General features: G+C 68.8%; 12 protein-coding genes and 1 pseudogene. 5 read left to right on the top strand and 8 right to left on the bottom strand.

The genetic code is table 11. From position 1 onward, the window contains the following. Positions 1-33: 33 nt before the first annotated feature. The 3 genes from ACFY16_RS32105 to ACFY16_RS32095 are packed head-to-tail and all read right to left on the bottom strand — an operon-like array spanning position 34 to position 4,813. Positions 34-3,726 carry an AAA domain-containing protein gene (locus ACFY16_RS32105; protein WP_390650718.1) on the bottom strand — a complete coding sequence of 1,231 codons (3,693 nt, stop codon included), beginning with the start codon at positions 3,724-3,726 and terminating at the stop codon, positions 34-36. Beyond that, complete coding sequence (locus ACFY16_RS32100) at positions 3,723-4,118, bottom strand: hypothetical protein (protein WP_390650717.1); 396 nt, start codon at positions 4,116-4,118, stop codon at positions 3,723-3,725. Before ACFY16_RS32100 ends, ACFY16_RS32105 begins: the two co-directional genes overlap by 4 nt. A 41-nt stretch (positions 4,119-4,159) precedes the next feature. Then, on the bottom strand, positions 4,160-4,813 hold the full coding sequence (locus tag ACFY16_RS32095; protein WP_390650716.1) for a restriction endonuclease: 654 nt from the start codon (positions 4,811-4,813) through the stop codon (positions 4,160-4,162). A gap of 857 nt (positions 4,814-5,670) precedes the next feature. Here ACFY16_RS32095 and ACFY16_RS32090 point away from each other — a divergent pair. From ACFY16_RS32090 to ACFY16_RS32080, 3 genes and pseudogenes are all read left to right on the top strand, one after another. Continuing rightward, entirely contained in the window at positions 5,671-5,955 is a 285-nt protein-coding gene (locus ACFY16_RS32090) for an ROK family protein (RefSeq protein WP_390650715.1), read from the top strand. Then, positions 5,858-6,433 (top strand): annotated as a pseudogene (locus tag ACFY16_RS32085) (ROK family protein); the annotation flags it as partial. The gene ACFY16_RS32090 and the pseudogene ACFY16_RS32085, both read left to right, overlap by 98 nt. A 1,341-nt stretch (positions 6,434-7,774) precedes the next feature. Further along, positions 7,775-8,764, top strand: a complete 990-nt coding sequence (locus tag ACFY16_RS32080) for a hypothetical protein (RefSeq protein WP_390650714.1) — start codon at positions 7,775-7,777, stop codon at positions 8,762-8,764. 404 nt (positions 8,765-9,168) lie between these two features. On the opposite strand, the gene ACFY16_RS32075 is transcribed toward ACFY16_RS32080, so the two are convergent. Together ACFY16_RS32075 and ACFY16_RS32070 are read right to left on the bottom strand one after the other, a co-directional pair. Beyond that, positions 9,169-9,567 carry a transposase gene (locus ACFY16_RS32075; RefSeq protein ID WP_390650713.1) on the bottom strand — a complete coding sequence of 133 codons (399 nt, stop codon included), beginning with the start codon at positions 9,565-9,567 and terminating at the stop codon, positions 9,169-9,171. A 193-nt stretch (positions 9,568-9,760) separates the two neighbouring features. After that, positions 9,761-10,399, bottom strand: a complete 639-nt coding sequence (locus ACFY16_RS32070) for an ABC transporter substrate-binding protein (RefSeq protein WP_390650712.1) — start codon at positions 10,397-10,399, stop codon at positions 9,761-9,763. Here ACFY16_RS32070 and ACFY16_RS32065 point away from each other — a divergent pair. After that, positions 10,380-11,090 carry an MBL fold metallo-hydrolase gene (locus ACFY16_RS32065; protein WP_390650711.1) on the top strand — a complete coding sequence of 237 codons (711 nt, stop codon included), beginning with the start codon at positions 10,380-10,382 and terminating at the stop codon, positions 11,088-11,090. The genes ACFY16_RS32070 and ACFY16_RS32065 overlap by 20 nt on opposite strands. Before the next feature lie 366 nt (positions 11,091-11,456). Continuing rightward, positions 11,457-11,999: a hypothetical protein gene (locus ACFY16_RS32060; protein ID WP_390650710.1), complete on the top strand. Its 543-nt coding sequence runs from the start codon at positions 11,457-11,459 to the stop codon at positions 11,997-11,999. Positions 12,000-12,133: 134 nt separating this feature from the next. Here the strand turns inward: ACFY16_RS32060 and ACFY16_RS32055 are convergent, their stop codons facing one another. The 3 genes from ACFY16_RS32055 to ACFY16_RS32045 form a co-directional block, all read right to left on the bottom strand. Then, positions 12,134-12,976: an LLM class flavin-dependent oxidoreductase gene (locus ACFY16_RS32055; RefSeq protein WP_390650785.1), complete on the bottom strand. Its 843-nt coding sequence runs from the start codon at positions 12,974-12,976 to the stop codon at positions 12,134-12,136. Positions 12,977-13,300: 324 nt separating this feature from the next. Then, on the bottom strand, positions 13,301-13,903 hold the full coding sequence (locus ACFY16_RS32050) for a GPP34 family phosphoprotein (RefSeq protein ID WP_390650709.1): 603 nt from the start codon (positions 13,901-13,903) through the stop codon (positions 13,301-13,303). Continuing rightward, entirely contained in the window at positions 13,900-15,339 is a 1,440-nt protein-coding gene (locus ACFY16_RS32045) for a dihydrolipoyl dehydrogenase family protein (RefSeq protein ID WP_390650708.1), read from the bottom strand. Before ACFY16_RS32045 ends, ACFY16_RS32050 begins: the two co-directional genes overlap by 4 nt. Between the last annotated feature and the right edge of the window lie 89 nt (positions 15,340-15,428).

Raw genomic sequence — 15,428 nt, 5'->3', positions numbered from 1 at the left:
TGCCCTCGACGAGGTCCTGTTCTTCGGCCCTCCTCACGGGCCGCCGAGCCGAGCCGTCACGCGCTCCGCTCGGTCGGCCCACACATGCCAGGCAGGCAGCCGCACGCCGTTCGGCAGGAGGGCCGTGTGGCTGAGGGCGAGCTTCAGGTGGCGTGCGTCCTCCATGTCGGAGGACGCCCCGTGGTCCAGCCGGACCTGGACAACACCCGTGCCTCGGCGGACGTCGAAGTCGTAGGGGTAGCCGTCAGCCGTGACGTTCCTGTCGAGCAGGACTCCGGACATCGCGCCTGCCAGCATGAGTTGAAGTCGGTCGCCAACAAGCTCGTCCTGCTGCCCGGAGTTCGCACCGGGCGAAAACAGCGCTGCTTTGGCCTCAGCCGCCTCCAGCAGTGCATGCGGCATGCCTGCCCGAACCGACCAGAAGTCGCGGTCGCCGAACACGATGAGGTGCGAGCGGGCGCGGGTGATGGCCACGTTCCACAGATTGACTTCGCGGCAGAGCCAGTTGACCGCACTGGGGCGCATTCTTGCACCTGCTACCAGGGACAAGAGGATCACGTCTTGCTGTCCCCCCTGGAACGTGTGCACCGTGCCGACCCGGACGCGCCCCTCGTGCTTCCAGCGCTCGGCGATCAGGTCCTTCTGAGCACGGAAGGGGGTGACCACCCCTACCGTAGAACCTTCAGGCAGCCGCATCAGCAACCGTTCCACGGAAAGATGAACGCGCTGTGCCTCCTCCTCGTTCATCCACGACCCGTTGCTGCCTCTGCGCGCCGTTCCCACCACATCGAGCCACTGCACCGCGTCGACTCCATCGAGGCGCCGCAACGACCGCGGTTCGGTGAGGACGGTCAACCGGTCGCCGTAGCAATGTCGGTTGGAGATGCCGACGATGTGCGGATGACAGCGGAAGTGCTCGTCCAGCAGCAGTGTTTCCCCCGCCGCGTGGGCAGCCGCGTGGAACGCGGAATAACGTCGGTGCTCGAGCCGGTGCTCGTCGAGCCAGCTCGCCCGCAGCCCCGCCCCACGGTGTGCCTCCGCCTCCTGCCGGGGCTGAAGTGTCGTGATGTGCTGCAACTGCATGGGGTCCCCGATCACGAGGGCCCGCCGTGCGCGGAAGAGCAGAGGCAGCACATCCGGGATGGAGCACTGGCTCGCCTCATCGACGATGACCAGATCGAAGAGGGCGGCGCGGTCCCGGAACCGTCGTGGGGATCTCGCGGTGACGGCCCAGCCGGACACTTGCGGCAGGATCCGTTCCAAGGACGACCACTGCCGCGGTGATCGTGACTTCACGGCGTCGATGCGGTCGTGTATGGCCGCACGTGCGGTCATCGCCTGCTCCGCCACCGACGCCTGCAGCAGTGCTGCCGACGTCTCTCGGACCTGTCGATCGGTCTCCCGGAGCATCGTGAGAAGTTCGGCGTCGTCCGGTGCCGCATCGGCTTCAGTGCACTTCCGTCGCCAGGCGGCTTCGGCTTCCGCGAAAGACAGCAGGTCGGCGAAGTCTTGCCGCCCTGCAACCTGTTCGGACAGCGAGGCGAGACCACGCAGGCAACGGCCTCGCAGCCACCCTCCGAAGATCCCGAGGCGGACCGCCATGCGAGCCCGGCGCAGCCACCGGCCAAGGGAAAGATCGTCGCCCAGGGCTGTGGCGAGCGTCTGAGGGTCGCCACGGTGTTGCTCGGCGTAGGAGAAGCGCAGCCGACCGAGGTCGGCCAGTTCCCGTTCCCAACGGGCGACCAGCGCGAGTTGACGACGTAGCGCCTCCTGCCCCCGAAGGTGGTTCCGCAGTTCGCCTCGGTGCATCTGGGAAGACTGGTGGGGTCGGACGCTTCGGGTGAGCTGCTCCAGCGTCCGTAACTCATGCTCGACGGCTGTCTGGTTGCCCGTCCGTACGAGAAGTCCCGGAGCCAGGGCTTCACAGCGCTCCCAGACCTCGTCCACCGCCTTGTTGTTGGTCGAGGCGACGAGCACGGTCTGACCGGCCGCTCTGGCCGTGGCGACCGCGTTGACGATGAGCTGGCTCTTCCCGGTGCCGGGCGGCCCGGTGGCGACCGTGAGCTTGCGGACCATGGCGGCCCGGATGACCGCTTCCTGTCCTTCGTTCAGGTCCAGGGGAGCGACAACCTGCACCTCTTGCTCGGCGCTCTCGTCCGCTCCCGAGGACGCGGTAAATGCTCCGAGCGCGGTGCCTGCGAACTGCCCAACGCTCTTTCGCAGCGTTCTGTAGTCCTTCATCAGCTGTGCGGTGGCCGCGGCGTCCGGCCGTGCGGCGAAGACGACCGCCACATTGCGGACGCCCTCATGCGCGGCGTACAGCGAGCTGCCGTCGCCGAGCGATCCGGGGTCAAGGTGCTCTGTGTCGGGCAGTCCCAGCTCCTGCAGCAGACTGCGCAGGTCGCGGACCATGTCCTCCCGGAATCCCGGCCGCCAGTTGGGCTGGTAGGCGGCTAGCAGTTCTTTGCCTTCGTCCTTGCCCAGCCGGTCGAGGACGAGTTTGGGATGCAGGACGATCGGTCCTGTGGGTGTGACCACACTGTGTCCCTGCGGACCGCGTTCGATCTCGATCTGGCGCATGGCGAGCGGTGCGCACACCTGCCGCTTGCCGTCGTAGAGGACAGCGACGGGGTATCCGTACCAGAGGTCGGCTCCGTCCTTAAGGCCACGCTCGGCGAGGTCCACAACGCGTTCCGGCGCTTGAACCGTGGTTTCTATGCCGGAGAGCAGGACTTCCTCCCCCGCCGGCCAGACCGCGCGTGGAGGGTCGCTTCCCACCAGTGGCAGCAGTTCGTCGGTGGCGTTCTCCGCCTCCAGGCAGTGTTGGTAGTAGGTCAGCAGCTGTGCCCATTCGACGTCCGTGAAGGCGGAGTCGTCGTGTACCGCCTGGGTGGCCTTGACTGGTGCCGGCGTCACCTCACCGGCTCCGTCGACGACTGCGGTGTACCCGGCAGGCAGCGGCTTGAGGGCGGGTATCTGACGGCCGACAGCGGCACGGGCGAGATAGATGTCGCCGGTCACGTGAAGGCTGGACTGGGTCGGCGTCTGTCGCCGTCCGTCGGGTGCTTTCTGCAAGTCACGGCTGACGTGCCGAAACAGATCGTTCGCGGAGACCTGTCCGTCACCGTCCAAATCCGCCTGTCCCGAGTGCAGGCCCTCAACGATCGCCCTGGTGAACTGCGAGGGCTGGTCCGGATCAGTGGTGAATGCCTGCTCCCAGTGCTGTGACGCGGTGATGACGTGCACTCCACTGGCCTCGACGACCGGTGCCGTGGCCGACTGTGAGGCCCCCTTGCTGCGGAAGCCCTGCACTGCGCTGCCGCTGAAACAGCAGTCGAGCAGCAGGACCTTGCGCCGAGCCGCACATTTCTCCAACTGATCGGTCACGAAAGAGGCTTCGAGGGCGGTCTGCTGTATCCGATCGACCTCGGTGTCCGTGGTGACGTAGTACAGCTGACCGTCCTCACGGTCGTAAACCCCGTGGCCGCTCAGATAGAGCACGACCAGTTCGTCAGGCTCGCGTTCCGTCAGAAACCGTTCGACGGCCTGCTTGATGGCCGCCTTCGTCGAGTCCTCGACCCGAACGCACGCCTCGTACCCTCCGACCGCAGGCATTTCCAGCACCTGGCTCAGGTAGTGAACGTCTGCGCGCACAGAGGGCAGAGCGGCGAAAGCTACGTCCTCATAAGCAGCGGTGCCCACCAGTAAGGCATGTTTGCGGCTCATCGGGCGTCTCCCGGGCCGGTCTCCGTCGTGTCGCCCTGGCCATTCCGCAGTGCGTTCACCTCACGTCCGGACACTCCGCCCTGGAACTCCGTGACAGTTCCGTCGGAATGCACCACGCGCACCATGCGGCTCTTCCGGACCTCGACCCACGCTTTGATGGCGGTCCTCGCCAGCGCGAAGGTTCCTGTGGTGAGGATGAGTACGACCTCCGGAGTCAGCAGTGCCGGCCCTTTCGCACCCTCCGTAGCTCGCGGCGCCTCAGGCGGGGCGAAGCGCACTTCTGCGCCGTCCAGCCGGTTCAGCACCTCACGGAGTTCCTTCGCTTCGAGCTCCGCATGCCGCGGGTCGGCGCCGAACACCTGGATCCGCGCGGACTCGATCTCGTCGGACATCTTCCCCCTTGTACCGCCAACTTGCATGTGTTCAAAGTGGGTTACGGGCGTTGCTGGTTCGCCGTCACCCTAGCGATTCTTCCTTTCCTCCACGATCCGGGGACCCAACGCCTGCGACTTGCGCCCTCGTCCGGAACTCGCAGGATCCCGTACAGCGGCTCACCCAGGTCCGCCCATCTCTCCAGGGCGTCCCGGTCCACCAGGTGAATCCCATAGCGGGGGCCGCTGGCTCGCGCGGCTGCCGTAAAACCCCCGGTGGTGACGATCACGGCGAAATGGGCGCCATGGTCGTGGCGGTATGTTCCGTTGACCCGCTGGACATCCTGGTCACCGACCCTTCGGTCCGGTCGTAGCCGCTTGCACTGCACGACGACCCGACGTTGCGAATGATCGACGACGAGTACGTCGGCGCCCTTGTCCCCCGCTCTGCCCACATGTTCCGCGGTCAGTCCGTCCCTGCGCAGCAAGGAGCAGACCGCCAGCTCGAATTGCTGGGGGTCCAGGGCATCGAGATGGGCCAGCGAATAGCGCACGGGCCCCGCGGGAAGCGCCGAGCGGCCGGCCCATCTCTGTACGGCCAGCTGCCCCGGTTTCAGGCCCAGCCCCACTGCCACGGCGGTCAGCACTATGCCTGTCCACACCGGCCATTGCTCGGCCGCCTGCCACAGACCGCTGACCCCGGCCAGGGCAGCCACGCCCCACACCCACCAGGGAAGCGCAGCCCATCCTCCCTGGCTCCGCCGGCGCCGCATCAGATGCCCGGCCCGAAAAGCGCCCACACGCCGAATGCAAGACCGAACAACGCAAGTCCCGCCAGGTCGGTGATCGTGACCAAAGTGAAGGCATGGTCTCGGCAGCGCGCGAACAGCCCCCTGCGTCTGCGGCGACACGGCCGGTGGAACGCTGTCGGCCCCCCGCAACGCGACACCAGCGTGACCCCACCGATCACGAGTAACGCCATGACAAGCAGCATCGGACCCCCGTTCCCCGACCAAGCCTTTATGAATACCGGGAAAACTTCCGTCCCGACCAGTACCTCTTCGGCCGAACCATCTGAGAAGCAGGGCACAAGGAGTGGTGACAACGGTCGCCCATTCCTCGTGCGTCCTCTGTCCCCTCGGGCCGACGGATGCGACGTAGTGGCCGGTGCTGCGCGCCCTGGTCGGTCGTACCGTGCGCGCCGATGGGGAAGGCGCCTCCCCAGCTCGCCTCCCGCATACACCCGGGCAGCCGCGTGACGGACATGCCGGAGCTGCACACGCGGCTCGTGACGGATGTGGTTGACGGCCCGACCTGACGGGCACGCCCGACCAGACGCGTCAACTGCCCTACCCGGCGTCCATTCCGGCCACCCGAGGCACTGGCCGAAGGCATTGCCCCCGCCTTCGCCGCCAACGGCCGGCCGGGGCCGGGGTGCATCCGGGCCGCCTGGTGATCGCCCTGTCGGCCAGTCACCCGAGGGTCCTGCGAACGCCCCGGGCGCGGACCACCACACGCCACGCCTCGCCTGCTCCTCGGCGGCCCGCTGGCCGGGCCGCCATGCCCCGTCGACGTGGTCAACGACGCCAAGATGGCCGCCCTGGCCGAGTACCACGCCCTCACCGCGCAGGACGGCGAAACCGTTAGCACCGTTGCCTACGCCAAAGTCGCCGGTCTGATCGTGGGCGGCCGCATCTACCCCGGCAGTCACGGCCTGGCCGGCGAACTCGGTCACATCTCCCGTCTCCCTCGACGGACCCGCCTGCGGGTGCGTCGCGACCGGCTGCCTGACCACATACATCAACACCCACGCCGTCCTGGACGCGGCCGGGCTCGGCGCTCTTGTCTCCCCTCATGACACCAGCGCCGCCCTCACGGAACTCGGCCACCGCCTGCACAGCAAGGATGCACTTGCCCTGGCTGCCCTGGACCGCGCCGGACATGCCCTGGGCGCTGCACTCCAGGCGGTCACCGGCCTAACCGACCCCGACCACATCGTCGTCGGCGGCCACCTCGCCACCCGGCTGCCCTGGCTGAGACCCGGCATCGACGCCCGCCTCGGCCCGCGCCGGACCGCCTTCCTGACCCTCCCCGTCACTGTCATCCCCGGCACCCTCGGCCCCGACACCGCCCTCACCGCCGGACGCGAACAGATCCTCGCCGACCCCACCGCCGTACCCCGGGCACGTGACGCCGGAACGCGACGGGCGGCACACCGGACCGAGCGCGGTCGACACTGCTCTGGCAGACCGTCAGAGCGAGCGTCGTCCGAGCGTCAAGACAGCCTGCTGCCGTGCTGGCCTGCACCGAACGAGGCACAGCCGCCGTCCCCGTAGTGCTCGCAAAACAGCAGGTCAGTGACGCTCATGCGCGCATCGGACGTGATTCACGTCATGCATTCCAGGAAACAGATCGAGCGCACAGACCGCGCCTGAGGAATCTACAAGAACCCGCAGGTCAGAGGCCCTTTGCGGCCGGTTCGAGGATCGCCACGCCCTCCACATGATGCGTCATCGGAAAGGTGTCGGCCGGGGCCGACTGCAGGTCAGATGAGGTTTCTCGGCCCTACGTCCTTGGCGTGGGGTACCTGGAGCGTCGCATGAGTGTCACAGCCGACGTACTACTCCTCCTCCAGAACACCCACATGGGGGACGTGGGCAAGGGCGAGCCGCGTTCCCGCCCATGTTTGCGGCCCGCCCGCCAAGCCCCTGGTCCCGATCTCCGTGCTGCCGATCGTCGCCGAGTCCCGCGCCGGTTGCCCGAAGGTCCAAGACCTCCCGCCAAGGGTTGCCCTGAGCGTTCACAACCCCGACAATGAGTTACTAAAGGCATACGGGGGGTGAGGTGTCGAACTCGCGTGTACGTGCCGCAGCCATGGTGGGAGTTCTCGGCCTCGTTGCGATCTTCGGGATCGTGTGGCTCGTCGGGGCCGCGACCGGCGGTAGCAGCTCGGGGTCCGTCGGACACGGGTCGACCGTGTCGGGCGGCAATGCCACTGCGGACGACGCATCCGCGGGAACGGCGAGCAGCCCGACGGGGGGTCAGGAGGGCGGGTCCCCAACGGGCGGAAACGATGCGTCAGTCGGGGCGATTCCATCGACGACGGACAGTGGTGCGCCGTCGGGCGGGTCGAACAGCGGCGGCCGACGCAGCATCCATTGGAACGGCGTCCATCTCGACGGCAGCCCGGGCGACAGTGGCTGCATCACTGTCATTAACAAGACGGCCACGGTCGGGGTGGTCGAATCCGTCTCTTTCACGGTCGTCGATGGCCCGGGGACGGCGACCGCTCACCCCGACCTCGCGCACTGCTCACCCACCGGAGATCCTCCCTGCGAGCAAGTGCAGCTGAGGGCAAGTGGTCAGTGCATGGCGGGTGCAGTCCTCACCGGCGACCCCTCGCCGGACCCCTACACGGTCCAGGCGACGGTTCACTTCCGGTACGTGTGCGTCAACAAGGAGGACTCACCCTGTGACGAGGTGAAGGACTGGCAGGGGTCTCCACCCACAGCGGAGGCGCCCGTCGAGGTCAGTGGCACGACCACCGACCTGCCGAAGATCGACGCGTGGATCGACGTACCATCCTCCCCAACGACGACGACATCCCCTGAGGAATCGCGGAGCGGGCCCCCCTCGGCCGGTTCCGAGAGTTCTTCCGCTCCGCTACCGGGGAACTCATGACCGCCGAGGAGGAACCGGAAGGCCAGGACGACGACGCAGAACCGGATGGGGCGACCGACGACGCAGAACCCGCCGGGGAGAATGACGACGAGGAGGATCCGGCACGGCAGGAGGAAGAGCCGGCCGACCAGGACCCCATCTCGACCCGTATTCAGCAATTCACCGAGGCTATCGGCCCGACCACGTTAGCCACGGCCTTGCTCATCTACTTCGGTTACGTCGCGACACGAGCCCGGTTCGACTACTTCGGCGTCCCCCTGGAGATGACGGGCCTGTCCAATCAGACGCTGTTGCTGTACGGGCTGGAGGTCGTCTACGTACCGGCAGCGTTGATCTTCCTCGGAGTGCTGACCGTGGTCGCGATACACGCCACCGTGAAGTGGCGCCTCACCCGAGACCCGGAAGACGCCACCAACACCTTCCTTGCAGCCGGCATCGCACTCGTCGGCGTGCTCCTGATCGGGCGAGCACTGATCGGCATGTTCGTGCAGGGCGAGGAAACCAGCGTGGTCATCGGAACCACTCCACTGGCTCTGGCGTTCGGGCCCGCCACCCTTGCCTACGGCGCCTGGGTCCACGGGAAGAATCGTGGGCGCCCCCTCCTGCCCGCGCGCCTTGCCAGGAACGCCGCCATGTGCACGATCGGTCTGGCGGTCGCCGGGCTGTTCTGGGCCTCCACACAGATCGCATGGGCATACGGAACCGGCCGAGGTGAAGAGGACGCCCGTGAGCTCATGGAACGGCCTGAGATCATCATCGACACCAAGGAACCACTGGTCGAGCTTCCTACAGGCATCACCGAGACCGCCCTCGCCACCGCGGGCGAAGACCGGACCTTCGCCTACCGCTACCGCGGCTTCCGGCTGCTCCTCAGCTCCGGCGACCGCCTCTTCCTCGTCACCCCGACCTGGATGCTCGGCCGTGACCAGACGGTCGTCGTCCCCGATGACGGCAACGTTCGGATTCAACTCCTTCCCCAGGCATAGCGCCCCGCCCGTGATCTCACGACCGACGCGTGTCCCCACGCATGGCCGGCCCGTGTCCGAGTCCACTCTCCTGGTAAGCCGAGTCGAGGGCGAACGGAGAGCCTGTTCCGTCGGTAGTGGTGGCAGTGCCACCACCAGCACCAGCATTCACCCGCATCCGCCGCGCGGCGGACGCCGCACGAACCGCTCCCCGCCCCCCGCCCCGGCGCACCCGGGTCCTGGATGCAAGCCGCGGGGCCGGAACAGAATGACAGTGGCGAGGGAGCAGACGAGCCGTATGCGAAGGCCGTGTGAGCTGACACCGCGCCGTGGGGCCGGAACGCGCTACGAGTGTCGGCGGTCTCTGAACCTGGGTTCTGGATCACTTTCAGTGCCGGGGCCACGGAGGGTCACCACAAGCGCGATCATGAACGGCCTTGCGCCGCGAGGAGGACCCGCTTGCGGAGCAGGTCGAAGTTGGCGCGGCTGAACATCTGCCGCTTGATCATTTTGATCTTGTTGTTGTGGCCTTCGACGGCGCCGGAGCTGTAGCGGAGGCTGAGCCCGGCGACGACGGCGTCGAGGTCCTGGCCGAGGCCGTTGACGAAGCCGTGCAGGGCGGGCACGTCGTCAGCCTGCACGCCATCCATCCACTGACCGAGGTCGCGGCCCCGACGGTCGTTCATCAAGTCGGCGAAGGCGCGGACGTGTTCGGCGGTGCGGTCGAGGGCGGGGCAGCGGTCGAGAATCTGCTTGAGCTGCTGGGACTGGTCGTCGTGGAGGCGGTCGGGGTGGCGGGTGATCCAGCTGGTCACGTCGCGCACTGACGGCGCTTTGCGGGGCGGAAGGTACTGCCTGATGCCGTACCACTCGCTCGGCGGGCGGCGGCGTGGGCCGGAGTGGCCAGACCTGCCGAGAGGGCGAGCCCGGAGGCGGCCGTGGCCGCGAGGAATCCCCGACGACCGAGCGATCTACCCACCGGGTTCGTGGACTCCAACGCCTGGAATGACTTCTTTGTCATTTTCTGTCCTCTGGATTGGGGTACACCGGCCGAACCGCCGGTGCACCGGGCTGCGGGTGTCGGGGTGGCTGACGTGCGGGCGCGTGCCCGGGTCGGGTCAGCCGTTCTTGTACGTCTCGTCCATCTGGGCCAGGGGGCAGCGCGAAGGTCCCGAACTCCGTGCCGGCCGGCGCGGCGGCCTTGATCTGTCCGGCCACGGCGAGGACCTGGACGGCGGCCACGGCGCTCCCCTTGGCGACCTGTTCGTTGGCCGTGTCGACGCTGGTGCCGAGCGGGTCCTTGGAGAAGCAGCCCCGCTTGTTCATCTGGAGGTACTTCTCCATCGCCGTCTTCCAGCCGGAGTCGACGAAGTTCGCCTTCCCAGCCTTCTGCTGGGTGTTGAAGTCGGGGTTCTTGGCGTAGACGGTGGTGGACACCAGGGCGTAGTCGATGAGCTGCGTCACCCAGGGTGTCTGGTTGCCGAGGGCGAAGGCGACCTTGCCCTTCTTCTTCGCCGCGTCACAGAGCTGGAGCACCTCGCTCCAGGTCTTGGGCTCCCCCTTGCCCGTGTCGGCGAGGGCCTTCTTGTTGTAGATGGCGGCGACGCCCGTGTAGGTCAGCGGCAAGATGTACGTCTTGCCCTCCGGCAGCAACACCAACTGGATCATCATCAAGGACGGCGACAGCTGCACCCTCATCGACACCGGCTACCCCGGCGACCGCGACGCCGTGCTGGCCTCGCTGGAGGCGGTCGGGCTGAACGCTCGCTCCGTGGCCGCCGTCCTGGTCACGCACGCGCACAACGACCACATCGGCGCCGCCGAACACCTCCGCGCCGCGTACGACGTTCCGGTACTCATGCACCAGGAGGAGGTGCCGCACGCCCGCCGCGACTTCCTCGACCAGGTGTCCGTCGGGCAGGTGCTCGCGCAGGCGTGGCGGCCCGTTGTGCTTCCCTGGGCCGTACACGCGCTTCGGGCCGGCGGAACCACCCACGTTCCCGTCTGCGAGCCGGAGGCCTTCCCCGCGCCGGGCGCCCTGGATCTGCCCGGTGCGCCGGTGCCCGTGCACACACCGGGTCACACCAAGGGCCACAGCGCCTACCACCTGCCCGGCAGCGGCATCCTGATCACCGGCGACACCCTGGTGACCGCGCATCCCACCTCGCGGATCAGCGGACCGCAGCTGCTGCCCGACATGTTCCACACCGACCGGGCCCGGGCTCTGGACTCCCTGGCCGTGATCGAGGGCCTGGACGCGGGCATCGTCCTGCCCGGCCACGGCCCCGTGCACCACGGGTCGGCCAAGGAGGCCGCCCTGACGGCCCGCGAGCACACCACCCGGTGACGACCTGTCCCTCGGACAGCGCAACACGGTCCCACCGACCCACGTCCGAGTACGTTCGGCCCGGTGGGACCGGCTGTCGGAGCGTCCCGGACGCGTCTCACACACAACGGTCCACAAAGGAGCGTGAGGGCGGTTCGACGACACACTTACCGGGCAGTATGTTCGGAGGGCACCTCGTGCGAGTGACGTCGTCGGACCTCGGGAGGCCGAAGAAGAGGAAGCACCTCCTACATGCGCAGGCACATCAGCGCCTATCTTGAAGAGCGAACATGCCAGACGAACCATCTGGCGTTGACACTTATCCGCACGGGACCCTCGGCGTGGGTACCATGCACAACGTCATCCATATCGAGGGAGTGAACGGTTGTGACCAGCCAGTCAGCCGCCACGCTCCGATCGCGGTACGTAGAACAAGCCGCATCGGACCTGGAGGAGAACCGTCGGCGACAGCAGGAGCTGGCGGAGAAGATCACGGCGTTGAAGCAGGAGGAAGCCCTCCTGGCAGACATCCTGAACCTCGCCGAGCGGTACGAGGGTTTCGCGGACGCGTCCCGCCTGCCCGAGCAGTTGCAGGACGAGCCCGTCGTCGCGAAGGCGAAGCGGGCGGCCGCCGGGGCCACTTCGCGGCGTACGGCACCGGTCAAGACCGCTCCGGCGGGCACCTCGGCGAAGGCCGGCGCGAAGGGGAAGTCGCGCCAGCCCCTGCTCGGTGACCTGCTGGCCGACATGCTCGGCAAGTACGACGAGCCGCGTCTGGCGAAGGAGCTGCGGGACGAGCTGCTGGAGAAGCACCCGGACCGCAACCCCACCCCGCAGGTGGTGCGGAACACCCTCGAGTCGCTGGTCGCCAAGGGACGTATCCGGCGGCACAAGCAGCAGCGCTCCGTGATGTACACCCTGGTGAAGTAGGTGTGGCGGTCGGCTCCGACTGACACCTCCGCTCGTCCCGCGGGCGACACAGTCCGCCGCGCGGGACGGGTGAGGCACCTGGGAGCGTGGCGACGAGAGTTTCTCTCCACAGTCCCTACAGTCCCTGCGGGGCCCTACAGGACCACATCCGCCGGCCGTGCTACCTCGTCGAGGTCGTCGACGGTGGGGTGGAGCATGAGTTCGTCGACGCCGAGTGCCTCATAGGCCTTGATCGTCGCCCGTACGGCATCGGCTCCCCCGCTCATCTCGGCGGCCCGGGCCCGGGCTCCGTCCGGTCCGGCCGGACGGTAGTAGTCGTAGACGTTGGCTCGGCCGCGGTCCTCGTCCCCCAGGGCGAAGTACGCGAGGGCAACGAGGTACGGCGTGCCCTCGCGTCCGGCCGCCCGCCAGGCCCCACGTGCGCGGTCGAAGGCCGGGGCGACGAGCGCGGGTGCCGCCGACGGGCCGATGTATCCCCGGCCCACCCTGGCGACCCGGTCGAACGACGCCTGCGCCATGCCGCCGAACAGCAGCGACACCTCAGGGGTGCCGCCGGGCACGGCCGGGTTCTCGCAGCCGGGCGGCACCTCACCGCGCCAGACACTGCGGTAGGTGTCGATGTCCTGGTCCAGCCGCTTTCCGGTGCCGCGCGGGCCGAGGCCGTCCACCACGAAATCGTCGGCGCGCCCGCCCAGTCCGAGGCCGAGAGTGAGCCGGCCGCCGGAGACCGCGTCGATGCCCGCGACCTCCTTGGCCAGCAGGACCGGCGGCCACACCGGGGTCGGCAGCAGTGTGCTGACCAGACCGATCTCGCGGGTGGCGCCCGCCGCCGCCGCAAGGGCGACAGTGTCCATGACTCCGGGGTAGGCGATGCGCCCGAGCGAACCGAGCGAGCTGAACCCGGCCTCCTCCGACGCCCTGGCCCAGGCCGGGACGGCATCGGGCCGGACGTCGCGGACCTGGTTGGGAAGCCCGATACCGATCTTGACTGCCCACCTCTCCTCACGACGCGGCCGACGGGCGCGTGTATGACACCCGGGCTCCCTGCGCTCCCGCTACCTCTACGGACCTCCGGGGGCAAAAGGTTCACCCGGCGTCGGCGCCCCGTCCGCGGAAGCCGACGGCCGATCAGCCGGCGGGTGTTGCCGTAGGAGGTCCGCACGGCGAGTCTGCGTGCGTCCGGGCGGCTGCGGCTCGAGGTATCGGATCATCCCGCCCAGCCTCTGGAGGTCCACAAGACAAGTGTGAGTTCTCTACTCACATGTGTCTCGGAAGCGCAGGCGGCGAAAACACCCGGCGTTCTAGCCCCGCCACACATTGTCGAACGCGGCGTTCTCGACGTCCCGCCGCAGTCGTACGGCCTCCAGTTGTGTCACCGCGTCGCCGACCGCGGCCAGCACGGTCGTGACGGCGTCCCCGATCGGGCTCTCGGGGGCCTGGGACGGGGCCTCCGCAATGCCCGCAGCCGCGAGCAGAGCAGCGAGGACGGGCTCGCCGGACGTCCTGCGTTCCTCCGCGTCGCGGCGGGCCTGCGAATCGGCCGGCACGGCCGGCGCGAACCGCAGCCGGAAGCCGTGGCCCGCCGGGTGGGTGATGAGCCCGGCCCGCTCCAAATCGTCGAGGTAGGCGGCGGCGAGTTCACTGCCGCGGCGCCACAGCCAGGCGTCGACCGTCTCGTACGGCTCCCGCCGGACGAGCGCGGCGTCCGCCTGGTCCAGCAGCCGGTCGCCGGTCGCCACCGGCGCGCCGGGCACGAGCCGGTCACCGTCCAGCGTCAGCGCCCCGCTCTCCAGAAGATCGACCGCCTCGGCCCCGGCGAGCGCGAGGGACAGGTCGCCCTGTTCCACGGGCCGGTCGGGCGGCAGGCCCAGGGCGACGAGCGTGAGGTCACGTGCGGTGGTCACGAGTCCCGCCTCGTCTCCAGCAGCCGCAGCCACACCTCGCTGATGGTGGGAAAGGCGGGTACGGCGTGCCACAGACGCTCGACGGGCACCTCGCCGGTGATGGCGACGGTCGCCGAGTACAGCAGTTCGCCGACGCCTGGTCCGACGAAGGTGGCACCGACGACGACCTGGCGGTCCCGGTCGATCAGGATCCTGGCCCTGCCCTTGTAGTCGGGGCGGTACTGGAGGGCGCCCGCGAGGTGGCCGATCTCGTAGTCGACGACCTCGACGTCGCGGCCGGTGCGCTCGGCCTCCCGGACGGTCAGGCCCACGCCGACGACCTCGGGGTCGGTGAACACGACGCCCGGGACGGCCTCGATGTCGGCGGTGCTGCTGTGCGGCGCCCAGCGGCCGGTGTCCAGCCCCTCCCCCTTGGCACGGGCGGCGATCACGGCGCCGGCGACACGGGCCTGGTACTTGCCCTGGTGGGTGAAGAGAGCCCGGCGGTTGACGTCGCCGACGGCGTACAGCCAGTTCCCAGGGACGGCGGTGACGGTCAGGCTGTCGTCGGTGGCGATCCAGTCGCCCGGCTTCAGTCCTACGGTGTCGAGCCCGATGTCCGTCGAGCGCGGGACGCGGCCGGTGGCGAACAGGATCTCGTCGGCGGTGATCTCTCCGCCGTCCGACAGCATGACCCTGACCTCGCCGTCGCCGCTCCGCTCCGCGCCGACGACGGAGATGCCGAAGCGGACGTCCGCACCGGCCTCCCGCAGGCGCTCGGTGACCAGTTCGCCCGCGAAGAGCTCCATCCGGGGCAGCAGCCCCTCCTCACGGGCGAGCAGGGTCACCCGGGTGCCGAGGGCCTGCCAGGCGGTGGCCATCTCGACGCCCACCACACCGGCACCGACGATCACGAGGCGCTGCGGCGCCTGTTGAGCACTGGTCGCCTCCCGGCTGGTCCAGGGCCGCAGCTCCTCGATGCCGGGAAGCGGGGGCAGGGCCGCGCCGCTGCCCGTGCACACGGCGACGGCGTGGCGGGCGCGCAGGCGGACGGTGCCGCCGTCGGGCGTCTCCACCGTCACCTCGCGCTCCCCCGCCAGGCGTCCGTGGCCGCGCAGCAGCTCGATGCCGACCGACTCGAGCCATTCGACCTGGCCGTCGTCCTTCCAGTCGGCGGACATACGGTTGCGGTGTGCCAGGACGGCATCGACGTCCAACGGGCTCTTGACGGCGGGGTCGAGACCCGGGACGTGCACGGCGTCGGCGCGGAGCAGGGCGGGCCGCAGCAGGGCCTTGCTGGGCTCACAGGCCCAGTACGAGCACTCGCCGCCGACGAGTTCGCTCTCCACGATGAGGGTGCTCAGGCCCGCGGCGGTGGTGCGGTCCGCGACGTTCTCGCCGACCGGGCCTGCGCCGATCACAATGACGTCATACGTGCGGATGTTCTCGGTCGTCATGTGTCCTCCGGTGGACGGTTCCCGGTCGGATGGGTGTCGGTCCGATGGACGTCGGTCGGACGTCGTCCGATGGACGTCTCGGCCCGATG

It is taken from the genome of Streptomyces sp. NPDC001315 (assembly GCF_042896175.1).
GTDB lineage: Bacteria > Actinomycetota > Actinomycetes > Streptomycetales > Streptomycetaceae > Streptomyces.
Note: the sequence above shows the minus strand (reverse complement) of the source record. Positions and strands in the feature narration are given on the sequence as shown.